This window comes from Bradyrhizobium sp. (genome assembly GCF_035935975.1).
Classification (GTDB): Bacteria; Pseudomonadota; Alphaproteobacteria; order Rhizobiales; family Xanthobacteraceae; genus Bradyrhizobium.
The window spans coordinates 17,278-38,939 of the sequence record NZ_DASYWN010000010.1; the positions used below are offsets into that span (position 1 = coordinate 17,278).

At 65.3% G+C, this 21,662-nt stretch carries 21 protein-coding genes; 10 read left to right on the forward strand and 11 right to left on the reverse strand.

Going from position 1 to position 21,662, the window contains the following annotated elements:
* Positions 1-12: 12 nt before the first annotated feature.
* Entirely contained in the window at positions 13-930 is a 918-nt protein-coding gene (gene ltnD, locus VGR99_RS03785) for an L-threonate dehydrogenase (RefSeq protein WP_326896965.1), read from the reverse strand.
* A 105-nt stretch (positions 931-1,035) separates the two neighbouring features.
* Between ltnD and VGR99_RS03790 the strand changes: the two genes are divergently transcribed.
* Complete coding sequence (locus VGR99_RS03790) at positions 1,036-1,722, forward strand: aldolase (RefSeq protein ID WP_326896966.1); 687 nt, start codon at positions 1,036-1,038, stop codon at positions 1,720-1,722.
* Between the two features lie 109 nt (positions 1,723-1,831).
* Here the strand turns inward: VGR99_RS03790 and VGR99_RS03795 are convergent, their stop codons facing one another.
* From VGR99_RS03795 to VGR99_RS03820, 6 genes are all read right to left on the reverse strand, one after another.
* Complete coding sequence (locus tag VGR99_RS03795; RefSeq protein ID WP_326896967.1) at positions 1,832-2,536, reverse strand: ABC transporter ATP-binding protein; 705 nt, start codon at positions 2,534-2,536, stop codon at positions 1,832-1,834.
* A complete protein-coding gene (locus tag VGR99_RS03800; RefSeq protein WP_326896968.1) occupies positions 2,520-3,251 on the reverse strand; it encodes an ABC transporter ATP-binding protein in 732 nt (243 codons plus the stop codon). The genes VGR99_RS03795 and VGR99_RS03800 overlap by 17 nt, the downstream gene beginning before the upstream one ends.
* Entirely contained in the window at positions 3,248-4,231 is a 984-nt protein-coding gene (locus VGR99_RS03805; protein WP_326896969.1) for a branched-chain amino acid ABC transporter permease, read from the reverse strand. Before VGR99_RS03805 ends, VGR99_RS03800 begins: the two co-directional genes overlap by 4 nt.
* The gene (locus tag VGR99_RS03810) at positions 4,231-5,064 is read right to left on the reverse strand and encodes a branched-chain amino acid ABC transporter permease (protein ID WP_326897209.1); all 834 of its coding nucleotides are present in this window, start codon (positions 5,062-5,064) and stop codon (positions 4,231-4,233) included. The genes VGR99_RS03805 and VGR99_RS03810 overlap by 1 nt, the downstream gene beginning before the upstream one ends.
* A gap of 200 nt (positions 5,065-5,264) precedes the next feature.
* Complete coding sequence (locus VGR99_RS03815; protein WP_326896970.1) at positions 5,265-6,509, reverse strand: ABC transporter substrate-binding protein; 1,245 nt, start codon at positions 6,507-6,509, stop codon at positions 5,265-5,267.
* 90 nt (positions 6,510-6,599) lie between these two features.
* Positions 6,600-7,415: a putative hydro-lyase gene (locus VGR99_RS03820; RefSeq protein ID WP_326896971.1), complete on the reverse strand. Its 816-nt coding sequence runs from the start codon at positions 7,413-7,415 to the stop codon at positions 6,600-6,602.
* A gap of 119 nt (positions 7,416-7,534) precedes the next feature.
* Between VGR99_RS03820 and VGR99_RS03825 the strand changes: the two genes are divergently transcribed.
* The 4 genes from VGR99_RS03825 to VGR99_RS03840 are packed head-to-tail and all read left to right on the forward strand — an operon-like array spanning position 7,535 to position 11,744.
* Entirely contained in the window at positions 7,535-8,452 is a 918-nt protein-coding gene (locus tag VGR99_RS03825) for a LysR family transcriptional regulator (protein ID WP_326896972.1), read from the forward strand.
* Positions 8,453-8,484: 32 nt separating this feature from the next.
* The gene (locus tag VGR99_RS03830) at positions 8,485-9,735 is read left to right on the forward strand and encodes a Zn-dependent hydrolase (RefSeq protein ID WP_326896973.1); all 1,251 of its coding nucleotides are present in this window, start codon (positions 8,485-8,487) and stop codon (positions 9,733-9,735) included.
* Positions 9,736-9,747: 12 nt separating this feature from the next.
* Positions 9,748-10,659 carry an NAD(P)-dependent oxidoreductase gene (locus tag VGR99_RS03835; RefSeq protein WP_326896974.1) on the forward strand — a complete coding sequence of 304 codons (912 nt, stop codon included), beginning with the start codon at positions 9,748-9,750 and terminating at the stop codon, positions 10,657-10,659.
* An 11-nt stretch (positions 10,660-10,670) separates the two neighbouring features.
* Positions 10,671-11,744, forward strand: coding sequence for a malate/lactate/ureidoglycolate dehydrogenase (locus VGR99_RS03840; RefSeq protein ID WP_326896975.1), 1,074 nt, complete (start codon positions 10,671-10,673; stop codon positions 11,742-11,744).
* Between the two features lie 166 nt (positions 11,745-11,910).
* Here the strand turns inward: VGR99_RS03840 and VGR99_RS03845 are convergent, their stop codons facing one another.
* Entirely contained in the window at positions 11,911-12,984 is a 1,074-nt protein-coding gene (locus VGR99_RS03845; protein WP_326896976.1) for a tartrate dehydrogenase, read from the reverse strand.
* A gap of 157 nt (positions 12,985-13,141) precedes the next feature.
* On the opposite strand from VGR99_RS03845, the gene VGR99_RS03850 reads away from it, so the two are divergent.
* Positions 13,142-13,918 (forward strand): SDR family oxidoreductase, encoded by a 777-nt coding sequence (locus VGR99_RS03850; RefSeq protein WP_326896977.1) that lies wholly within the window; start codon positions 13,142-13,144, stop codon positions 13,916-13,918.
* A gap of 118 nt (positions 13,919-14,036) precedes the next feature.
* A complete protein-coding gene (locus VGR99_RS03855; RefSeq protein ID WP_326896978.1) occupies positions 14,037-15,455 on the forward strand; it encodes an amidase in 1,419 nt (472 codons plus the stop codon).
* A gap of 101 nt (positions 15,456-15,556) precedes the next feature.
* On the opposite strand, the gene VGR99_RS03860 is transcribed toward VGR99_RS03855, so the two are convergent.
* From VGR99_RS03860 to VGR99_RS03870, 3 genes are all read right to left on the reverse strand, one after another.
* A complete protein-coding gene (locus tag VGR99_RS03860) occupies positions 15,557-15,769 on the reverse strand; it encodes a hypothetical protein (protein WP_326896979.1) in 213 nt (70 codons plus the stop codon).
* Positions 15,770-15,891: 122 nt separating this feature from the next.
* On the reverse strand, positions 15,892-17,001 hold the full coding sequence (locus tag VGR99_RS03865; RefSeq protein WP_326897210.1) for an amino acid ABC transporter permease: 1,110 nt from the start codon (positions 16,999-17,001) through the stop codon (positions 15,892-15,894).
* Between the two features lie 2 nt (positions 17,002-17,003).
* Complete coding sequence (locus VGR99_RS03870; RefSeq protein WP_326896980.1) at positions 17,004-18,188, reverse strand: ABC transporter permease subunit; 1,185 nt, start codon at positions 18,186-18,188, stop codon at positions 17,004-17,006.
* 88 nt (positions 18,189-18,276) lie between these two features.
* Here VGR99_RS03870 and VGR99_RS03875 point away from each other — a divergent pair, with 88 nt between their 5' ends.
* Genes VGR99_RS03875 through VGR99_RS03885 form a run of 3 tightly spaced genes read left to right on the forward strand, consistent with a single transcriptional unit; the run spans position 18,277 to position 21,528 of the window.
* Positions 18,277-19,149: a MurR/RpiR family transcriptional regulator gene (locus VGR99_RS03875; protein ID WP_326896981.1), complete on the forward strand. Its 873-nt coding sequence runs from the start codon at positions 18,277-18,279 to the stop codon at positions 19,147-19,149.
* 3 nt (positions 19,150-19,152) lie between these two features.
* The gene (locus VGR99_RS03880) at positions 19,153-20,502 is read left to right on the forward strand and encodes an aspartate aminotransferase family protein (RefSeq protein ID WP_326896982.1); all 1,350 of its coding nucleotides are present in this window, start codon (positions 19,153-19,155) and stop codon (positions 20,500-20,502) included.
* Positions 20,503-20,514: 12 nt separating this feature from the next.
* Positions 20,515-21,528 carry an amino acid ABC transporter substrate-binding protein gene (locus VGR99_RS03885; RefSeq protein WP_326896983.1) on the forward strand — a complete coding sequence of 338 codons (1,014 nt, stop codon included), beginning with the start codon at positions 20,515-20,517 and terminating at the stop codon, positions 21,526-21,528.
* The last annotated feature ends 134 nt before the right edge of the window (positions 21,529-21,662 follow it).

The following is a 21,662-nucleotide window of genomic DNA, read 5'->3' on the forward strand; positions in this document are numbered from 1 at the left end:
GGTGATCCTCTGTTACTTGTCGCCGGGAAGTTTGACGCCGGTGACCTGCGCATACATGCGCGCCACCGAAGCGTCGTCATCGCGGCCCATGCCGGCTGCCGATGTCATCAGGAACATCTGGAGCGCGGCGGCCGAGACCGGCACCGGGAATCTGGCGGTCCGCGCCATGTCCTGAATGATGCCGAGATCCTTGACGAAAATCTCGACCGCGCTGCGCGGCGTGTAATCGCCGTCGAGCACGTGCGGCATGCGGTTCTCGAACATCCATGAATTGCCGGCCGAGGCCGTGATCACCTCATAGACCTTGCGGATGTCGAGGCCCTGCTTGGCCGCGAACGCCATCGCTTCGCTGGCGGCGGCGATATGCACGCCGGCCAGCAACTGGTTGATCATCTTGAAGGCGGCACCCTGCCCCGCGGCATCGCCAAGCTCGTAGAGCTTTGCCGCCATGGCATCGAGCGCGGGCCGCGCCTTTGCGAACGCGGCGGCGCTGCCGGAGGCGAGGATCGTCAGCTCGCCCTGCGCGGCGCGCTGGGCTCCGCCGGAAATCGGCGCATCGAGATAATGCCGACCGGTTGCCTCGAGCTGCTTGGCGAGGCGCCTCGCCACGTCAGGATCCATGGTGGCGGACGAGATGAAGACAGCGTCCTTCGGCAGCGTCTCGGCGACGCCATCCTTCCCGAACAGGATCGTCTCCGTCTGCGCGGCGTTGACGACGACGCTCACCACGATGTCGGCGCCTTTGGCCGCTTCGGCCGGCGTCTTCGCACCCGCGCCACCATCCTTCACGAACCGCGCCACGGCGTCGGCCGAAACGTCGCAGCCGGTAACGGCATGGCCGGCGCGCTTCAGCGAGGTCGCCATGCCGTATCCCATCGAGCCAAGCCCGATGACGGCGATGCGCTGATTTTGTGAGGTGGAGGCGGCCATGCAACTAACCCTTGCGAACGTTTCCTGGACGGCCGACCTTTGCGGCGGCTCGTCAAACCGAATAACACGCCTTGGCCGCGCTGCCAAAGCGTGAGACAAGCGGGCATGACGGCCATGAAAACTGAAACGAGCAACGAGACACGGCTGCGTGAGGATATCTGCCGCTTCGGGCGGTCCCTGTTCGAGCGCGGGCTGACGCCGGGCTCCTCGGGCAATATCAGCGTCAGGCTGGATGGCGGCGGCTGGCTGGTGACGCCGACCAATGCGTCGCTCGGCTTCCTCGATCCCGCAAAACTGTCGCGGCTGGACGACCAGGGCCGGCTGGTTTCGGGCGACGCACCGACCAAGGAAGTTCCGCTGCACAATGCGCTCTACGACACGCGCGGCAGCGCCCGCGCAATCGTGCACCTGCACTCCACCCATTCGGTCGCGCTCTCGATGCTGCCCGAGATCGATCCGCGCGCCGCGCTGCCGCCGATGACGGCCTATTATCTGATGAAGTGCGGCGCCACCGCGCTCGTGCCCTATTACCGCCCCGGCGATCCCGCGGTCGCGGATGCCATCAAGGGGCTGGCGGGGAAGTATTCGTCCGTGCTGCTCGCCAATCACGGCCCGGTCGTCGCCGGCGACACGCTGGAAGCCGCGGTGTTCGCGACGGAGGAGCTGGAGGAGACGGCGAAGCTGTACCTGCTGCTGCGCGGGATGAACCCGCGGTATCTGTCACCGGAGCAGGTGACGGATCTGGTGAAGGTGTTCGGGGTGACGCTGCCGGAGCACGGGCACGAGCATTGAGCCCCGGCTCTAACCTCGTCATTGCGAGCGCAGCGAAGCAATCCAGACTGCCTCAGCATTGACAGCCTGGATTGCTTCGTCGCTTCGCTCCTCGCAATGACGGTAGCGCCTACAGCCCCAGATACGCCTTGCGCACGTCGGGATTGCCCTTGATCTCCGCGGACGGGCCCTGCATCAGCACGCGGCCGGTTTGCAGGATGTAGGCACGGTCGGCTATCTCGAGGCACTCGGCCATGCGCTGCTCGACGATCAGGACGGTCATGCCGGAGTCGCGGATGAGCTTCACGGCCTGGAAAATCTCGTCGACCAGTTTTGGCATGATGCCCTGGGAGGGCTCGTCCAGCATCAAGAGCCGCGGGCGCGTCATCAGCGCGCGGCCGATGGCGAGCATCTGCTGCTCGCCGCCGGAGAGCGTCTCGGCGCGCTGGTCGAGACGTTCGGCCAGACGCGGAAACAGCTTGAAGACGAGATCGAGCGGGCCTTCACGATCGGCCTCGCCGCGGTAGAGATAGCTGCCGAGGCGAAGATTGTCGCGCACCGACAGGCGCGGGAACAGGCGGCGGTTCTCCGGCACATAGGCGATGCCGGCCGCCGTGATGTGGTGCTGCGCCATGCCGTTGAGACGCTTGCCGTCGAAGGTCACGGTGCCCGAGCGCGGACGCTCGGCACCGGCGATCGATTTGAGCAGCGTCGACTTGCCGGCGCCGTTGGCGCCGGCGACACAGACGATTTCGCCCTTGGTGACCTCGATGCTGACCGCGGAGATCGCGACCAGGCCCTGATAGGCGGTCGTGACTTCATGCACCGACAGCATGACGATCTCCCAGATATGCCTTGATCACCTTGGGATCGCGGACGACGTCGGCGGGCTTGCCCTCGACCAGCACCTTGCCGAGGTCGAGCACGATGGCGCGATCAACCAGCGGCATCACGATCTCCATGACATGCTCGACCATCAGCACGGTAATGCCGGCATCGCGAACCTTGCGCACCAACGCCACGCCGGTCTGCGCCTCGGTCGGCGTGAGGCCGGTGAGGACTTCGTCGAGCAGCAGCAGTTTCGGTTCGGTCGCGAGCGCACGGGCGACTTCGAGGCGGCGCTTCTCGGCCGGCACGAGGTCGCTGGCGAGCACGTCGGCGCGGGCGGCGAGGCCGGTGAACTCCAGCACCTCATGCGCCTTGCGGCGCGCCTCGCGCATCACGGTGTTGCGCACGAGTGCTCCGACGATGACGTTGTCGATGACGGTCATGGTCTCGAAACTCTTGACCACCTGGAAGGTGCGGCCGACACCGCGTTGGCAGCGCTCGGCGGCCGGCAGATGGGTGACATCCTCGCCGTCGAACCAGATCGAACCCTGGGTCGGCGGCAGGACGCCGGCGATGAGATTGAACAGCGTCGACTTGCCGGCGCCGTTCGGGCCGATCAGACCGACGATCTCGCCGCGGCCGACCGAGATCGAGACGTCGCTGTTGGCAATGAGGCCGCCGAATCGCTGCCAGACGCCGCGGGTTTCAAGGAGCGCGGTCATCGCGTGGCTCCTTTCGCTTTTGAACGGGAGAACAAGCTGACCAATCCCCGCGGCAGGGCCAGCGAGATCGCCACGATCAGTGCGCCGTAGACGATGAGGTCGACGCCGCGGCCGGAGCCGCCGATATAGGAGCGCGTCAGCTCGGTCATCGGGATCAGGATGGCCGCACCAAGCACGGGCCCCCAGAGCGTGCCGATGCCGCCGAGCACCGCCGGCAGGGCCATCAGCAGCGAGAACTGGAAGCCCATCACGCTTTCAGGATCGATATAGGCGAGAAACTGCGCATAGAAGGCGCCGCCGATGGCGACGAGGAAGGCGGAGACCGCGGCCGCGCCCATCTTGGAGTTGAACACGACGACGCCGAGGCTTTCAGCCGCCTCCGGATTGTCCTTCACCGCGCGCCACCAGAAACCCCATTTGGAATCTTCCAGCCACCAGGTGACGAACCAGGCGAGGCTGCACAGCACCAGCGCGAAATAGAAGTACGGCAGCTTGCTGCGCATGAACTGGAATTTCAGCCAGCTATCGCCGCGCACCGGAACGGTGATGCCCATCGCAGCCCCCGCCCACTCCCAGTTCTGGAACAGCAGCAGGCCGATCTCGGCGATGACGATGGTCGCGATCACGAAGTAATGGCCGCGCAGGCGGAAGAAGGGATAGCCGAGCCCCATCGCGATCACAGCCGCGATGACACCGCCGGCGAGCATGCCGAACCAGGGCAGCACGCCGAACTTGGTGAACAAGAGCTCGGTGGTGTAGGCGCCGATGCCGAAATAGAGCGCGTGGCCCAGCGAGATCTGGCCACAATAGCCGGAGAGGATGTTCCAGCTCTGCGACAGCGCGGCGTACATCAGGGTCAGGATCAGGATGTTCTGGACGTAGACATCCTTGATGAACAGCGGCGCGAGGGCTGCGAGCCCGGCCAGGACCGCGGCGATGATGAGGTCGCGGCGGCGCCGCGCGGCAAAATTCTTGTCCATCACATCGACCCGAACAGGCCACGCGGCCGGATGAAGACGACGAGGAGATAGACGGCGTAGATGCCGACCGATTTCAGCGACGGCGGCAACACCAGTGCGGTCACCGCCTCGACGAGGCCGACGATGATGCCGCCGGCGAAGGCGCCGAACACGCTGCCGAAGCCGCCGAGCGCCACCGTGACATAGGCGATCAGGGCGAAGGAGGCGCCGACGTCGGGATAGATGTAGAAGAACACCGCCATGATCGCGCCAGCAAGACCGACCAGCGCGGCGCCAAGGCCCCAGCCGAACGCGAACACGCGGTTCTTGTCGATGCCGACCAGCGCGACCGCGCCGGGATCCTCGCGGGTGGCCTCCAGCGCGCGGCCGAAGTCGGTGCGGTGGATGAAGAAATAGAGACCGGCGAAGGCCGCGATCGAGACCAGCGCCCCGACCAGTTGCGGCTCCGGCAGGAAGATGCCGGCAATCGAGATGGTCTTGCCGCCGAGCCAGGACTGCGGAATGCTGCGATAGTCAGGCGTGAAGAAGTACTGCGCGAGGCCGCGCATCACGATGGCGAGGCCGAAAGTGGTGAAGATCTGCACCATGCCGGCATTGGCCTTGGCCCGCATGGCGAAGCGTACGATCAATAAGTAGACCACCGCTCCGAAGATGAAGAGCGCCGCCGCGACCAGCGGCGCGGACAGCAAGGGGTCGATCGCGAAGAACGCGAACAGGAAGAAGGACAGGTACATCGCGATCATCAGGAACTCGCCATGGGCGAAGTTCGTGACGTCCATCAGGCCGAAGATCAGCGCGAGGCCGACCGCGATCAGCCCGTAGAGCAGGCCCATGAGAAGGCCGCTCGCGAGACTCTGGATAATGGCTTGGGCTGTCAAAAGTCTGTCCCCCGAAATACGTCCTCATCCTGAGGAGCGCGCGTGAGCGCGCGTCTCGAAGGATGGCCCGCCCTCGTCCTTCGAGACGCGGGCTGCGCCCGCTCCTCAGGATGAGGGCGGGAGCTACATCTGAGCTCCCGCTGCTCCCGCAGCGCTTACTTCATCGGCCAGGTCGCTTCGGCGATCGCGGCCTGCGGCGGGAAGATGGTGACGAACTTGCCGCCGATATATTGCAGCAGCACCGGGTCGGCGTCGTTGTTCTGGCCGGCCTCGTCGAACTTGACGCGCTTCCAGGGCATGATGGTCTGCTCGCCCGGGATGTCGGTGGCGGCGAGCGCGTCGCGGATCTTCTCGCCATCGGCCGACTTGGCGCGGTTGATCGCGTCGGCGAGGATGATCAGACCCATGAACTGGCGCGAGGTGAGGTCGTTGAAGTCCTTGCCCGAGCGCGCCTTGAACATGTCGTTGATCTTGCCGACCATCGGACGCTTCTGCGCGAGGTCGAGCGAGAAGGTGCCGCGCGAGATCACGCCTTCGAGCTTGTCGCCGACGGCGTCATAGAGCGCCTTCTCGGAGAAGCCGGCGTCTTGCGCCACGATCGCGTTCGGCTTGTAGCCGAGCTCGGCCATGGTCTTGACCAGCAGGATGCCGTCGGTGGTGTAGCTCGAGGGCATCAGCACGTCGGCATTGGCGGTCTTGAGCTGCTGCACTTCGGCCGAGAGCGAGGGCGAGTTGGCGCGGTACTTGATGTCCGTGACGATCTTGTAGCCGCGCTCGCCGGCGATCTTGGCCTGGGCGTTGCCGGAATCGGTGCCGAAGATGGTGTCCTCGTGGAACAGCGACAGCGTCTCGATCTTGGTGCCCTTCTTCTTCATGGCATCGAAGAAGTCGAACATCGCGGCCGAGTACATCTCGTCGTGCGGCGCGGCGCGGAAGTAATATTTGAGGCCGCGGCGATGCAGGCTCGGCGAGGAGTTGTCGGCCGAGACGAACGGGATCTGGTAGCGTTCGCAGATCTGGCTGACGGTGACGGCGACCGCGCTCTGATAGGTGCCGATGATGGCGGAGACCTTCTCCTGCGTGATCAGGCGCTCGGCTTCGGCGCGGCCCTTCTGCGGGTCGGCCTGGTGGTCGGCGAACACGAGACGCACCTTGGCGCCGCCGAGGCCCGGCAGGCCCTCGCCCTTGGCGAGCGGCAGGTCGAAATCGGTGTCCTTGTTGATGACCTCGAGCGCGGTCTCATAGGCCTTCTGCGCGTCGACGCCCTGCTGGGCGCTGCCGCCGGAGAACGGATAGATGACGCCGATGACGACCTCCGAGGTCTGCGCACGTGCGGCTAGCGGCACCAGCGCAGCGGTAGCGGTGGCACCTAATAGAACGTCGCGGCGAGTGATCGTCATGGGTGAATTTCCCTGTTACTGAATTTGCGCGTATCGAATGAAGTGATTGGTGGAGAGCGTAAAGCCCGAAGAAGCAGCAAACGCTGCCTACTAAATCACGGCCATGTTCCTGTTCTTCAGATCCGTCACCAGCATCAAGCCGGGCGAATGCGTGATCGCGAACGGCAGCTTGGCGGCGTTGATGACCGATTGCGGCGTCACGCCACAGGCCCAGAACACCGGGATCTCGTCGTCGGCGACAGGTACGGGATCACCGTAATCGGGCTTGGCGATGTCCTTGATGCCGATCAGATGCGGATGGCCGAGATGCACGGGCGCGCCGTGCACAGCGGGATAGCGCGAGGTGATCTGCACCGCGCGGATCGCATCGGCCGGCTTGAACGGACGCATCGACACCACCATGGGGCCGGCGAAAGGACCGGCCTCGCCGCAGGCGATGTTGGTGCGGTACATCGGCACGCGCACATTCTGTTCGATGTGGCGGATCGGCATGCCCTCGTCGAGCAGCGCTTCCTCGAACGAGAACGAACAGCCGAGCACGAAGGTCACGAGATCATCGCGCCAAAAGCTGGTGACGTCGGTCGGCTCGTCCACCACCTCACCGTCGCGCCAGACGCGGTAGCGCGGCACGTCGGTACGGATGTCGAGATCGGCGCCGAGCGCGGGGATGTATGGGCTGCCGACGTCGGACATGCCGATGATCGGGCACGGCTTCGGATTGAGCGTGCAGAAGCGGTGAAAGGCGCTGGCGTATTCGGCCGGCAGGATCGCCAGATTGCCCTGGACGAAGCCGGGGGCGACCCCGGCCGTGGAACCCACCTCACCGCCACGATAGGCGCGCCGGGCCTGACGGCTCGGGAGGGTGTCGGTTGTTTCAGTTTGCTGCGCTGCCACCAAAACAGTCATCGGATTGACCTGCCTATAAACTCGACAAAGACAGCCAACACCAAGCGTGCTATAAAGTCTAATCTTCCTTTCTAATCGATATCGATAAATCCAATTTATCGATCAGGAAAATCCTTCCAATGCTGGACTTCAGGTCGATCGAAACCTTTCTCTGGGTTGTGAAGCTCGGCAGCTTTCGCGGCGCTGCAGCAAGGCTCAATACGACCCAGCCGGCGATCTCCCAGCGCATCGCCCAGCTCGAGCGCGAGATGGGCGTGAAGCTCCTCAACCGCGACCATCGCGTGGCCTCGCCGACGCCGAGCGGACGGCAGATGATGGTCTACGCGGAAAAGCTGATTGGCCTGCGCGCAGCCATGATGGCGGAGATCGGCGACCGCTCGGCGATGCGCGGCGTGATGCGCCTCGGTGTCGCCGAGACCATCGTGCACACCTGGCTGCCGCGCCTCGTGAAGAGCGTGAACGAGGTCTATCCGAACCTGTCGCTGGAGATCGAGGTCGACATCACGCCGAACCTCACCGCGCGCCTGCTCGCGCAGGAGATCGAGCTGGCCTTCGTGGTGGGACCTTTGTCAGCCTCCGGCGTGCACAATCGCGTGCTCGCCGATTATCCGATCGGCTTCCTCGCGAGCCCCTCGCTCGGGCTCGGCAACGGCCCGGTGACGCGCGCCGAGCTCGCGCGGTTTCCGATCATCACCTTCCCGCGCAAGACCAGGCCTTACGAGGTCGTGCGCGAGGTGTTCGACCGGCCGGAGCTGCCGCCGATCCGCCTGCATGCGTCCGCTTCGCTGGCGACCGTCATTCACATGGCGATCGAAGGGCTCGGCATCGCCGTGATCCCGGACGCTATCGTCGAGAAAGAGCTTGCCGACGGGCGGCTGCAGCTTCTCGACACCGATCTTGCGATCGCGCCGCTGACATTCACCGCGAGCTGGCTCGCCTCGCCCGACGTCGTCGCCGTGGAGCGCGTCGCCGAGCTTGCACGGCAGATTGCGCAGAGGAGCCTTGCGGTTGACGCGCCCGCGCTGGCGGGTCATTGAAAAAGGCGCCGGATAATCGAGAGACCCAACGCATGAGCCGAGCCGCCACGAACCTGCAAATCGATTCCGCCCGCCTGTGGGGCTCCATCCACGAGACCGCGCAATTCGGCGGGACGGCCAAGGGCGGTGTGCGGCGGCTGACACTGAGCGCAGAAGACAAGCAGGTGCGCGACTGGTTCCGCAAGGCCTGCGAGGATGCCGGACTGGAAGTCCACGTCGATGCGCTCGGCTCGCAGTTCGGCCTACGCAAGGGCCGCGACATGTCGAAGCTGCCCGTCGGTATCGGCTCGCATCTCGACACCCAGCCGACCGGCGGCAAATATGACGGCATCCTCGGCACGCTCGGCGCGCTGGAAGTGATCCGTACGCTGAACGACGCCGGCATCGAGACGGACGCGCCGATCTGCATCGTCAACTGGACCAACGAGGAAGGCTCGCGCTTCGCTCCGGCGATGATGGCCTCCGCGGCCTATGTCGGCGATTTCACCACCGACGACATCCTGTCGCGCAAGGATATCGACGGCACGACCGTCGGCCAGGCGCTCGACAGCATCGGTTATCGCGGCGAGAAGCCGGTCGGCTTCCAGAAGCTCGGCTGCTTCGTCGAGCTGCACATCGAGCAGGGACCGATCCTCGAAGCCGAAGGCAAGACCATCGGCGTGGTCGATTCCGGCCAGGGCGTGCTCTGGTACGACGGCAAGATTTCCGGCTTCGAGAGCCATGCGGGCTCGACCCCGATGCCGCTGCGGCGCGATGCGCTGGCAACGCTCTCCGAGATCGTGCTGGCGATGGAGGCGATCGCCAAGAAGCACGGGCCGAACGCGGTCGGCACCATCGGCGAGGCCGTGATCGCAAATCCCTCGCGCAACGTCATCCCCGGCGAGATCGCCTTCACTATGGATTGCCGCAGCGCCGATGGCGCGATCATGGATGCGCTCGACCGCGATCTGCGCGCCGCCATTGCCGAGATCGCCGCGCGCCGCAAGGTCGACGTGAAGATCGACCTCGTCTGGCGCAAGCCGCCGACGCATTTCGATCCCAAGCTGATCGCAGCCGTCGAGAACGCGGCGAAGACGCTCGGCTATTCCGCGCGCCGTATCACCTCCGGCGCCGGCCACGACGCCTGCAACCTCAACACCGTGATGCCTGCGGCGATGGTGTTCGTGCCCTGCAAGGACGGCATCAGCCACAACGAGCTGGAAGACGCCACGCAGCCCGACTGCGCCGCGGGGACCAACGTTCTCATGCATACCGTGCTGGCGATCGCCGGCGTCGCATCCTGACCGGAGAGAACCATGCGCGGAGTTTTCGTCGACGCCAACGAAGCCCTCGCCGTGATCATGGAGCGGCTGGAGAAATCAGGCGATCCCAAGGTGCGGATCCACAGGGATCCCGACATCAAGCCCGAGCAATATCCTGAGATCCTGGACGGCGCCGAGATCGCGATCGTTGATCACACGGCGCTTCCGACCGAGGTCGCGAAGAAGTGCGCAGGATTGAAGCACGTCGTCTTCCTCGGCACCGGCGCGCGCAGCTATATGAACCCGGAGGAGCTCGCCGAGCTCGGCATCTCCGTGCATCTGATCAAGGGCTATGGCGATACCGCGGTCGCGGAATCCGCGATCGCTCTGATGTGGGCCTCGGCCCGCGTCATCGCGATGATGGACCGCGAGATGCGCGCGGGAAGCTGGCTGCGCGAGGATGGTATGCAGCTCACCGGCAAGACGCTCGGCCTGATCGGCTTCGGCGGCATCGCAGCCGAGGTCGCGCGCATCGCCTCCGGCAGCGGCATGAAGGTGATCGCCTGGAACCGTTCGCCGAAGAGCCATCCGGGCGTCGAGTTCACCGATCTCGACACGCTGCTGGCGCGGAGCGACGTCGTGTCGCTGCACCTGCTGCTCAACGACGAGACGCGGGGCATGATCACGCGCGAGACAATCGCAAAAATGAAGCCGGGCGTCATCTTCGTCAACACCGCCCGCGCCGCCATCGTCGACGAGCAAGCGATGATCGACGCGCTGAAATCGGGCCACATCCGCCATGCCGGCCTCGATGTCTTCAACATCGAGCCCCTGCCCGGCGATCATCCCCTCACCAAAATTCCGAACGTGACGCTGTCGGCGCATTCCGCCTTCCGCACGCCGGAAGCGAGCGAAAACCTGATTGAAGCGGCATGGGTCCATTGCCGCCGGATCGTGAAAGGATAAGAACAACAACAATGGCCGACTATCGCACCATCAAGGCAGAGCCGCTCACCAACGCCATCCGCGCCATCGTCAAGGCGGGCGGCTCCTCGGACCGCGAGGCCGAGCTCGTGTCCACCAATCTCGTCGAGGCCAACCTCAAGGGACATGACTCCCATGGCGTCGGCATGATCCCGCGCTATGTCCAGAGCGTCACTAACGGCGGCCTCGCCGTGAACGCGCACGTCAAGATCGTGCTCGACACGGGTCCCCTTCTCACCCTCGACGGCCTCACCGGCTACGGCCAGGTGATCGGCCATGAGGCGATGGAGCTGGCGGCAGCGCGCGCCAAGCAAAACGGCGTGTGCCTCGTCGGCCTCTCCAACTCGCACCACATCGGCCGCATCGGCCACTGGGCCGAGCAGTGCATCGACCACGGGCTGGTCTCGATCCATTTCGTCAATGTGATCTCGCGCCCGATCGTGGCGCCCTGGGGCGGCAGCGATGCGCGCCACGGCACCAACCCGTTCTGCGTCGGCATCCCGCGCAAGGGCAAGGAGCCCATCGTGCTCGACTTCGCCACCAGCAGGATCGCGCAGGGCAAGACCCGCGTCGCCCACAACAAGGGCGTCGAGCTCGAGCCCGGCACCATCATCGACAACGAGGGCAAGCCCACCGTCAATCCGCGCTACACCGTGATCCCGCCGCACGGCGCCATCCTGCCGTTCGGCGAGCACAAGGGTTCGGGGCTCGCACTGGTGTGCGAAATCCTCGGCGGCGCGCTCTCCGGCGGGCAGGTGGTCAAGGGCCCGTCCGACGGCAAGTTCAACGTCCTCAACGGCATGCTCTCGATCGTCATCGACCCCAATAAGCTGGGCACCGGTGAAAACCTCGCGAGCGAAGTCGAAAGCTTCGTTGCCTGGCACACCGGCTCGCCTCCCGGCCCCGGCGTCGACAAGGTGAAGATCGCCGGCGAGCCCGAGCGCGAAACCAAGAAGAAGCGCCTCGCCGAAGGCATTCCTGTCGATCCCACCACCTGGCAGGAGATTATTGAGGCCGGCAAGAAGTTCGGGCTGGATCAGGCTGCGATCGAAAAGATCGTGGGCTGATCTTCGACCCGGCGCGGAAGTCGTACGTGGTGTCGTAGGGTGGGTTAGCCCCGCAGATGCGCAAAGCGCATCTGCTCGGCGTAACCCACCTCTTCTGTCTCTGCGGATACAAACAGTGGTGGGTTACGCCTTCGGCTAACCCACCCTACGCAGGGTCACTCCCGCCTCAGTCCACCATGTCCGCGACGGCCTTGCCGCAGGCCGTGGTGTCGGCATTGCCGCCGAGGTCCTTGGTCCGCAGCGTGCGCTCGGCCAGGGTGCGCTCGATCGCCTCGACGATCGACTTGCCGGCGACCTTCTCGCCGAGATGCTCGAGCATCATCGCGCCGGACCAGATCATGCCGATCGGGTTGGCGATGCCTTGCCCCGCGATGTCAGGCGCCGAGCCGTGCACCGGCTCGAACACCGACGGGAAATCGCCCTCCGGATTGATGTTGCCCGACGGCGCAATGCCGATCGTGCCGGTGCAGGCCGGACCGAGGTCGGAGAGGATGTCGCCGAACAGGTTGGAGCCGACCACGACGTCGAACCAGTCCGGATGCAGCACGAAGTTCGCGGTGAGAATGTCGATGTGGTACTTGTCCCACTTCACGCCCGGGAACTTCTTGGCCATTGCCTCCACGCGCTCATCCCAATAGGGCATGGTGATGGAGATGCCGTTCGACTTGGTCGCCGAGGTCAGGTGCTTCTTCGGCCGCGACTGGGCGAGCTCGAAGGCGAACTTCAGGATGCGGTCGACGCCGGTGCGGGTCATCACCGTCTGCTGCGTCACGAACTCGCGGTCGGTATCCGGGAACATGCGGCCGCCGACGGAGGAATATTCGCCTTCCGTGTTCTCGCGCACCACCCAGAAATCGATATCGCCGGGCTTGCGGTTGGCCAGCGGCGACGGCACGCCGGGCATCAGCCGCACCGGGCGCAGGTTCACGTACTGGTCGAACTCGCGGCGGAATTTGATCAGCGAGCCCCACAGCGAGACGTGATCCGGAATCTTGGCCGGCCAGCCGACCGCGCCGAAATAGATCGCATCGTGCTTGCCGATCTTCTCCTTCCAGTCATCCGGCATCATCTGGCCGTGCTTCTCGTAATAATCCCAGGACGAGAAGTCGAAATGGTCGAACTGCAGGGACACGCCGTGCTTCTTCGCGGCTGCCTCCATCACGCGCAGGCCTTCCGGCATCACTTCCTTGCCGATGCCGTCGCCGGGAATGACTGCGATCCGGTATTGTTTCTTGCTCATCGAAAACGTCCTTGGTTGGTCCGGCAGCCGCCGCCTTTTTGACCGCACTGCAATGGACCAAAGTCGGCGGCAGTGCAACGCTGCACTGCAATGTTGACCATGGCGCGGCCGAGCGCCTACTGATTTCATCCTGTATCCCACCGAGCGAGTACCCCTCATGGATCTGCATCTGCGTGGCAAGCGCGTCCTGATCACGGGCGCGTCCAAGGGCATTGGCGCAGCCGCCGCCGAGGCATTTGCCGAGGAAGGCGCAAACCTCCTGCTCGCCGCCCGCAGCGGCGACCAGCTCAAGGCGCTGGCTGACCGCCTGCGCTCGGCGCACCAGATCGATGCCACGACGAGCGTCGTGGACCTGCGCAATGACGATGACCTGGCGCGACTCGCCAGGGAGGCAGCCGACATCGACATCCTGGTCAACAATGCCGGCGACATCCCCGGCGGCTCGATCGACAAGATCGACGAGGCGGCCTGGCGGCACGCCTGGGAATTGAAAGTGTTCGGCTACATCAACCTGACGCGGCAGATCTATGCCCAGATGAAGGCGAAGGGCGGTGGCGTCATCGTCAACGACATTGGTGCCGCCGGCGAGAAGTTCGACGCCAACTACATCTGCGGCAGCGCCGGCAATGCCGCGCTGATGGCCTTCACCCGCGCGCTCGGGGGAAAGAGCCTCGCCGACAACATCCGCGTGGTCGGCATCAATCCCGGCCCTGTCGGCACCGACCGCCACGTCACCCTGCTCAAGACGCGGGCAAAACACCAGTTCGGCGACGAGAGCCGCTACAAGGAATTCCAGAAGAGCCTGCCGCTCGGCAGGCCTGCGCATGCGCGCGAGATCGGCGATCTCATGGCGTTCCTCGCGTCGGATCGCGCCGGCTATACGTCAGGCGTGATCTATACGGTGGACGGCGGCATCAGCGCCGGCTGGGGTTAACTCGATCCTCGTCATTGCGAGCGCAGCGAAGCAATCCAGGAATGTGGCCGCGGTGGCAAACTGGATTGCTTCGCTACGCTCGCAATGACGGACCAAAATATGCACAGGAGTAAAATAGTTGTCTCAAGACCTGATCCGTGAAACCGCCTGCGCCGTCGTCGACAAGCTGCGTTCCGGCGACGTCTCGCCACTCGAGCTGCTGGATGTGGTGGAGAAGCGCGTCAAGGAGGTCGACGGCAAGGTCAATGCGCTGCCGACGCTGTGCTTCGACCGCGCGCGCGACAATGCCAAGGCGCTGATGCAGAAGCCGGCCGGCGCGCGCGGGCTGCTCGCGGGGCTGCCGCTGCCGATCAAGGACCTGACCGACGTCGCCGGTGTCCTGAACACCCAGGGCTCGCCGATCTTCAAGGACAACATCCCGGCGACCTCCGACCTCATGGTCGAGAACCTCGAGGCCAACGGCGCGGTCGTCTACGCCAAGTCGAACACGCCGGAATTCGGCGCCGGCGCCAACACCTTCAACGAGGTGTTCGGCGCGACGCTCAATCCCTGGGATACATCCAAGTCCGCCGCGGGCTCCTCCGGCGGCGCCGCCGTGGCGCTCGCGACCGGCATGGCCTGGCTTGCGCAGGGCTCGGACATGGGCGGCAGCTTGCGCAGCCCTGCAGCGTTCTGCGGCGTCGTCGGCATGCGGCCGAGCATCGGCCGAGTCGCGCACACCCCCAAATCGGCCATCGACCGCAATCTCGGCGTCGTCGGCCCGATGGCGCGCAATGTCGAGGATCTCGCACTGCTGCTCGACGCGATGAGCGGCGACTATGCGGACGATCCGCTGTCGCTGCCGGCGCCCACGACCTCGTTCCTGTCGGCGGCACAGTCGGGCAAGAAGCCCAAGCGCATCGCCTATTCGCCTGATCTCGGCATCACGCCCGTTGATCCCGAAGTCAAGGCGATCACGCGCAAGGCAGCGGAACGCTTCGCGGAAGCCGGCGCCATCGTCGAGGAGGCGCATCCGGACTGGCGCGAGGCGCATGAATGCTTCCACGTGCTGCGCGCCTTCGACTTCGCGATCACCAAGGCCAATTTGCTGCGCACCAAGCGCGACCTGCTCAAGCCCGAAGTGATCTGGAACATCGAGGAAGGCCTCAAACTCACGGTCGAGCAGCTTGCGCGCGCCGAGGCCCAGCGCGTCGGCATGACCGCCCGCGCGGTCGAGTTCTTCAAGACCTACGACCTGCTGCTGACGCCGACCACGATCGTGCCGCCCTTCCCGATCGAGCATCGCTATGTCGCCGAATGCGCGGGCAAGCAGTTCGAGAACTATGTCGAATGGCTCGGCATCGTCTACGCGATTACCCTCGCGTGCTGTCCGTCCCTGTCGCTGCCGTGCGGCTTCACCGCATCGGGCCTGCCGGTCGGCGTGCAGGTCGTCGGTGCACCCCGCGCGGATGCACAGGTGCTCGCCGGCGCAAAGCTGCTCGAGGACATTCTGGGCCTGCGCGGGACGACGCCGATCGACCCGAAGGTGAAGGCATAATGCCGGGCCGCACCGGGGACTTTGGCTGTTCCCCGGTGCCGGCGTCCCTGCCATCAAATCGTCACAGCACGGCCAGTTACCAAGACCTCGCCCCGTAGACCCTAGTCGTTCTCCTTCGGGCCGCCGTGATATTGATGCGCGTCGTAGCCCATATCCTCCGTCATGGCCGCGTTGGCCATGGAGGCCGGATGGAGCTGCGACATCCGGTCGGTGGCTTCCGACGCCATGGATGGATGATGCACGACGCTGCGGGCGTCGGCAGCGGAGCAGAGCGCGACCAGAACGGCCGACGCGGCGAGAACAGATTTCATCATGATTTGACGTGCCTCGTGTTGAAGCCCACCAGCAAATAAGAGGTGGATTTCGCTACGTAGGATTCCCAGTCTGAATCCGGGCTCCTGTCATAGGCGAGGCATAAACATTTCGTGCGCCCGGATTACCTCGAGACAGTGTGAACTTCGAGACTACGGCTGTAGCGCGACATCGCGAAGCAGAACATGAAATAGATCGCGGCGACGAAGATGTAGACTTCGACGGAGAATTGCTGCCAGGCGGGATCGATGATCGCGGTCTTCGCCGTCGTCAGCAGGTCGAAGATGCCGATGATCAGGACGAGGCTCGTATCCTTGAAGAACGCGATGAACGTGTTCACCAGCGGCGGGATAACATGGCGGATTGCCTGCGGCAGGACGATCAGCCGGTGCTTGCGCCAGTAGGACAGCCCGAGCGCATCGGCGGCTTCATACTGCCCGCGCGGCACGGCCTGGAGGCCGCCGCGGATGACCTCGGCAAGATAGGCCCCCGCGAACAGGATGATCGCGATCTGCGCGCGCAGCAGCTTGTCGATGTTGAAGCCGCTGGGCATGAACAGCGGAAACATCACGCTCGCCATAAACAACAGGCTCACCAGCGGCACGCCGCGGATCAGCTCGACATAGAGCACGCTGAGCGAGCGGATCGCCGGCAGCTTTGAACGCCGGCCGAGCGCCACGAGGATGCCGAGCGGGAAGCCGAACGCCAATCCGAACGTCGCCAGGATCAGCGTCACCGGCAGGCCGCCCCAGCGGTCCTGCGAGACGAAGGAAAGCCCGAATACCCCGCCCCACATCAGCATGCTGATCAGCGCCAGCGCGCCGATCCAGAGAAAGGCCAGCTCGCGCCGCCACAGGGCGCGGCGGGTGGAGAGAAAGAACAACGCGATGAACAGCACCACCGACAACGCCGGCCGCCACTGCTCGTCGAAGGGATAGGTGCCGAACAGGATGAAGCGATATTTTTCGGGAATGATCGCCCAGCAGGCGCCGAGGCCGCGCACCGCTTTGCAGGCACTGGAGTCATTCGCTGGCGTGAGCCAGACTGCATTGGCGATACCCCACTGCACGAAGCTGAAGATGCCCTTGGCGAGCACTGCCAGCAGCACGATCGTAAGGATGCTGTTCGGGATCGAAGAGAACAAATTGGTGCGCAGCCAGCGCAGCACCGGATTGCCAATCTGCGGACGACGGGCCGCGCGCGGTGCATCGGGGATGTCGGCGATCACAGTCATCATCAGCGCTCCACCAGCGCGATGCGCGCATTGTACCAGTTCATGAAGAAGCTGATGCCGAGGCTGATGGTCAGGAACACCGCCATGATCAGCGCGATCGCCTCGATCGCCTGCCCGGTCTGGTTCAGCGTCGTGTTGGCGACCGAGACCACGTCCTGGTAGCCGATCGCGACCGCGAGCGAGGAGTTCTTGGTCAGATTGAGATACTGGCTGGTCATCGGCGGCACGATGACGCGCAGCGCCTGCGGCAGAATGATCTGCCGCAGCATGAAGCTGCGGCGCAGGCCGAGCGCATTGGCGGCATCCCACTGGCCGCGCGGCACCGACTGGATGCCGCTGCGCACGATCTCGGCAATGAAGGCCGAGGTGTAAGTCACGAGCGCGATCAGCAACGCAAAATATTCCGGCGCAAGCGTCAGGCCGCCGACGAAATTGAAACCGCGCAACTGCGGCCATTCGATCGACCAGGACACGCCGAGCAGCACGGACACCGTCGCGGGCAACGCGAGGATGAGGCCAATCGCAAAGGGCCACGCCGCGCGCGGCTTGCCATCGCGCATCTGCTGCGCGATCAGCCATCGCCTGATGAAATAGAACACCACGCAGCCCAGAGCGGCGGTGCCGAGCACCCATAGCTGCGACGAGCCCACCGGAATCGCCGGCAGGATCAAGCCGCGATTGGACAGGAACACGCCCTCGACCGGCCGCCACGCCGCGCGCGCGGCCGGCAGGGCCTGCATCAGCACGTACCAGAACAGGAGCTGGAGCAGCAGCGGGATGTCGCGGAGCGTCTCGACATAGACCGCAGCAAGCCGCGACAGCAGCCAGTTCGCCGACAGCCGCGAGATGCCGACCAGCGTGCCCAGGACCGTCGCCAGCACGATGCCGATCACGGCAACCCGCAGCGTGTTGGCGATGCCGACAACGAAAGCCCAGAGGTAGGTATCCCGGGGATTGTAGGGGAGCAGGCTGTCGGCGATCGGCATGCCCGCTTCGCGACCAAGAAACGCAAAACCGGTCGTGATGCGGCGGGCCGAGAGGTTGGTGACGGTGTTGGACCAGAGGAAGGCGACGACGGCGACCACGATGCCGACCACCAGAACCTGCCAGAACAGGCCCTTCAATTCGTTGCGCCCGAGCACGAAAAAACTGCGGCGCGGCGGCGGCCTGGGGTGATCGTCGGTCACAGCACAAAAATCCTTCTCGAAATACGGCGATTTCCGGCGGCGCACGTCAACTGTTGCACCAAACTCAGATCCATGCAACAAATGTTTCATGGCCGAGCCCGCGAAATCCTCGCCCCTGAGCGAACTGCGCATTGCATTGCCATCGCTCCCCCTGCGCCTGCAGGAGGTCGGCCGCTTCGTCGCCGCTAATGACTACGACGCCACCACCCGTTCGATGCGCGATCTCGCCGCCGAGGCCGGGGCCGATCCCGCCGCGTTCACGCGGCTTGCGAAAGCGATCGGCTATTCAGGCTGGGATGAACTGCGCGCAGCGCTGACGGAAGCGCGGCGGCCGTCGCAGACATCGCCATTCTCCGGCCGCGCCCGAAGCCGCCGTCACGGCCCCAACGCGGATGCCGCGTTCGTCACCGACAAGCTCGCGGCCGAGGCGGCCGGCCTTCCGCGTATTCCGGCGCAGCCGATCGCGGACGCGGCCCGTGCGCTGCATGAGGCCAAGCGGATCTGGATTGCCGGCTATCGCAGCTGCCGCAGCGTCGCGGAGCTGTTGAACTACGAGCTGCGGCTGTTTCGCCCCGAGCAGGTGCAGCTCGTCGGCGTGTCAGGCCCCGACGATCTCGATCTCGGCGCGTTCCGGCCCGGCGAGGCCGTCATCGTGATCGGCTTCCTGCCTTACACCCATGCGAGCGTCCGCGTCGCGCAAGCCGCGCATCGCGGCGGCGCTACACTGATCGCCATCGCGGACAGCCTCTCGGCACCGATGGCCGAGGGCGCCGACCACGTGCTGCTGTTCGAGGCGGCGTCCTCACCCGGCTTCTTCCCAAGCCTCACCGGCGCCATCGCCATCGCGCAGTCGCTCGCCGCGGTAACGTTCTCGCTCGGCGGCATCGCTGCGAAGAAGCGCCTTGAAAATACCGAGGCCCGGCTCGCCGCGGCCTCCACCTATATCTCAGAGAAAGGTTGACCCATGGCCGCTCGCACCAGCCGCGTGCTGCATCGTTCGCTCCGCGAAACGCCGCCCAAGGCGATCGGCGGCGAAGGCGTCTATCTCTTTGCCGAGGACGGCCGCCGCGTGATCGACGCCTCAGGCGGCGCCGCGGTCTCCTGCCTTGGCCACCAGCATCCGCGCGTGATCGCGGCGATGGCGAAGCAGGCCTCGACGCTGGCCTATGCGCACACCGCCTTCTTCTCATCCGAGCCGGCCGAGGCGCTGGCCGAGCGGCTGGTCGGGCACGAGCCCGGCGGTCTCGCCTATGCCTATTTCGTCAGTGGTGGGTCGGAGGCGATCGAAGCCAGCATCAAGCTGGCGCGGCAATATTTCATCGAGCGCGGCGAGCCGCAGCGGCAGCATTTCATCGCCCGGCGGCAGAGCTATCACGGCAACACGCTCGGTGCGCTCGCGGCCGGCGGCAATGCCTGGCGGCGCGCGCCCTACGCGCCGCTGCTCTCGGCCGCCTTCAGCCACGTGACCCCGGCCTTCGCCTATCATGAAAAGCACGATGGTGAATCCGATGCGCAGTTCGTGGCGCGGCTCGCGGCCGAACTCGAAGCCGAGTTCCAGCGGCTCGGCCCCAACACCGTCGCGGCATTCCTCGCCGAGCCCGTGGTCGGTGCCACCGCCGGTGCGGTGACCGCGCCGGATGGCTACTTCAAGGCGGTACGCGAGATCTGCGACCGGCACGGCGCCCTGCTCATCCTCGACGAGGTCATGTGCGGCATGGGCCGCACCGGCACCACGCACGCCTGGGAGCAGGAAGGTGTCGCGCCCGACATCCAGGCGATCGCCAAGGGGCTCGGCGGCGGCTACCAGCCGATCGGCGCAATGCTCGCGAGCGGCAGGATCATCGACACGATCCGCGCAGGCTCCGGCGCGTTCCAACACGGCCATACTTATCTGGCACATCCCCTCGCCTGCGCCGCCGCGCTGGCGGTGCAGGACGTGATCCGCGAGGACAATCTGCTTGAGCAGGTGAAGCAGCGTGGCAAGCAGCTCGAGCAGCGGCTGACCGAACGCTTCGGCAATCACCGCCATGTCGGCGATATCAGGGGCCGCGGCCTGTTCTGGGCGATCGAGCTCGTCGCCGATCGCGCCAGCCGCACCTCGTTCGATCCCGCGCTCAAGCTGAACCAGAAGATCAAGGCGGAGGCCTTTGCCAACGGGCTCGGCTGCTATCCCGGCGGCGGTACCGTGGACGGCGTCCGCGGCGACCATGTGCTGCTGGCGCCGCCCTATATCGCTTCGGCAGATGAGATCGACCAGATCGTCGACAAGCTCGGCACGGCCGTCGACAACGTGTTGCGTAGTGTCAATCACTGAGGGGAGAGTCACATGATGAGGAAAGTGGTTATCGTAGCCGGCGTGCTCGCGGCATCGACGGTGGTCGCCCAGGCGGCGACGCTCGACACGGTGAAGAGCCGCGGCACGCTGGTGTGCGGCGTCAGCGCGGGCTTTGCCGGTTTCTCTGCGCCGGACTCGCAGGGCAATTACAAGGGCCTCGACGTCGACTATTGCCGCGCGCTCGCAGCCGGCGTGCTCGGCGATGCCAGCAAGGTGCGCTACGTCTCACTGACGGCGCAGAATCGTTTCACCGCGCTGCAGTCGGGCGAGATCGACGTGCTCTACCGCAACTCGACGCAGACTTATTTGCGCGGCGTCACGCTGGGCCTGCGCCAGGGCCCGGTCAACTTCTACGACGGCCAGGGCTTTGTCGTGAAGAAGGACCTCGGCGTGAAGGAGCTGAAGGACCTCAAGGGCGCCACCGTCTGCGTCGCGCAGGGCACCACGCATGAGGTCACGCTCGGCGACTACGGCCGCGCCAACGGCATCGACTGGAAGCCGCTGGTGTTCGACCGCGTCGACACCATGTACCAGACCTTCTTCGGCGGCCGCTGCGATGCCATGACCCAGGACGCCTCCGCGCTTGCGGGTGCCGTGACCACCGCCGCGCCGAACCCGGCCGATTACGTCGTGCTGCCGCAGACCATCAGCAAGGAGCCGCTCGGTCCCTTCACCCGTAACGGCGACGAGGTCTGGAGCGACATCATCACCTGGCTGCATTACGGCCTGATCGAGGCCGAGGAGCTTGGCGTCACGCAGGCCAATGTCGACGAGATGACGAAGTCGCAGACCCCCGCGATCCAGCGGCTGCTGGGCGCCTCCGGTGATCTCGGCTCGCGGCTCGGGCTCGACAACAAATGGCTCGTCACGGCGATCAAGGTCACCGGCAATTACGGCGAGATCTACGAGCGCAATGTCGGCAAGGCGAGCCCGCTCAAGCTCGATCGCGGCCTCAACGGCCTCTGGAGCAAGGGCGGCTTGATGTACGCCATTCCGTTCAAGTAAACGTCTCCCGTGTCCCGGACGCGCTGCAGCGTGCAATGCTGCTGCGCAGAGCCGGGACCCAGCGGCCACAATGGGCCCCGGCTCTGCAGCGCAATACTTCGCATTGCGCTGCGTCCGGGGCACGAGACCTCCCA

What these genes read in the sequence shown, in the direction of transcription:
- ltnD (WP_326896965.1), bottom strand. Translation starts at nt 930, where the DNA reads ATGGCCGCCTCCACCTCACAAAATCAGCGCATCGCCGTCATCGGGCTT.
- VGR99_RS03790 (WP_326896966.1), top strand. Translation starts at nt 1,036, where the DNA reads ATGACGGCCATGAAAACTGAAACGAGCAACGAGACACGGCTGCGTGAG.
- VGR99_RS03795 (WP_326896967.1), bottom strand. Translation starts at nt 2,536, where the DNA reads ATGCTGTCGGTGCATGAAGTCACGACCGCCTATCAGGGCCTGGTCGCG.
- VGR99_RS03800 (WP_326896968.1), bottom strand. Translation starts at nt 3,251, where the DNA reads ATGACCGCGCTCCTTGAAACCCGCGGCGTCTGGCAGCGATTCGGCGGC.
- VGR99_RS03805 (WP_326896969.1), bottom strand. Translation starts at nt 4,231, where the DNA reads ATGGACAAGAATTTTGCCGCGCGGCGCCGCCGCGACCTCATCATCGCC.
- VGR99_RS03810 (WP_326897209.1), bottom strand. Translation starts at nt 5,064, where the DNA reads ATGGGCCTGCTCTACGGGCTGATCGCGGTCGGCCTCGCGCTGATCTTC.
- VGR99_RS03815 (WP_326896970.1), bottom strand. Translation starts at nt 6,509, where the DNA reads ATGACGATCACTCGCCGCGACGTTCTATTAGGTGCCACCGCTACCGCT.
- VGR99_RS03820 (WP_326896971.1), bottom strand. Translation starts at nt 7,415, where the DNA reads ATGACTGTTTTGGTGGCAGCGCAGCAAACTGAAACAACCGACACCCTC.
- VGR99_RS03825 (WP_326896972.1), top strand. Translation starts at nt 7,535, where the DNA reads ATGCTGGACTTCAGGTCGATCGAAACCTTTCTCTGGGTTGTGAAGCTC.
- VGR99_RS03830 (WP_326896973.1), top strand. Translation starts at nt 8,485, where the DNA reads ATGAGCCGAGCCGCCACGAACCTGCAAATCGATTCCGCCCGCCTGTGG.
- VGR99_RS03835 (WP_326896974.1), top strand. Translation starts at nt 9,748, where the DNA reads ATGCGCGGAGTTTTCGTCGACGCCAACGAAGCCCTCGCCGTGATCATG.
- VGR99_RS03840 (WP_326896975.1), top strand. Translation starts at nt 10,671, where the DNA reads ATGGCCGACTATCGCACCATCAAGGCAGAGCCGCTCACCAACGCCATC.
- VGR99_RS03845 (WP_326896976.1), bottom strand. Translation starts at nt 12,984, where the DNA reads ATGAGCAAGAAACAATACCGGATCGCAGTCATTCCCGGCGACGGCATC.
- VGR99_RS03850 (WP_326896977.1), top strand. Translation starts at nt 13,142, where the DNA reads ATGGATCTGCATCTGCGTGGCAAGCGCGTCCTGATCACGGGCGCGTCC.
- VGR99_RS03860 (WP_326896979.1), bottom strand. Translation starts at nt 15,769, where the DNA reads ATGATGAAATCTGTTCTCGCCGCGTCGGCCGTTCTGGTCGCGCTCTGC.
- VGR99_RS03865 (WP_326897210.1), bottom strand. Translation starts at nt 17,001, where the DNA reads ATGACTGTGATCGCCGACATCCCCGATGCACCGCGCGCGGCCCGTCGT.
- VGR99_RS03875 (WP_326896981.1), top strand. Translation starts at nt 18,277, where the DNA reads ATGGCCGAGCCCGCGAAATCCTCGCCCCTGAGCGAACTGCGCATTGCA.
- VGR99_RS03880 (WP_326896982.1), top strand. Translation starts at nt 19,153, where the DNA reads ATGGCCGCTCGCACCAGCCGCGTGCTGCATCGTTCGCTCCGCGAAACG.
- VGR99_RS03885 (WP_326896983.1), top strand. Translation starts at nt 20,515, where the DNA reads ATGATGAGGAAAGTGGTTATCGTAGCCGGCGTGCTCGCGGCATCGACG.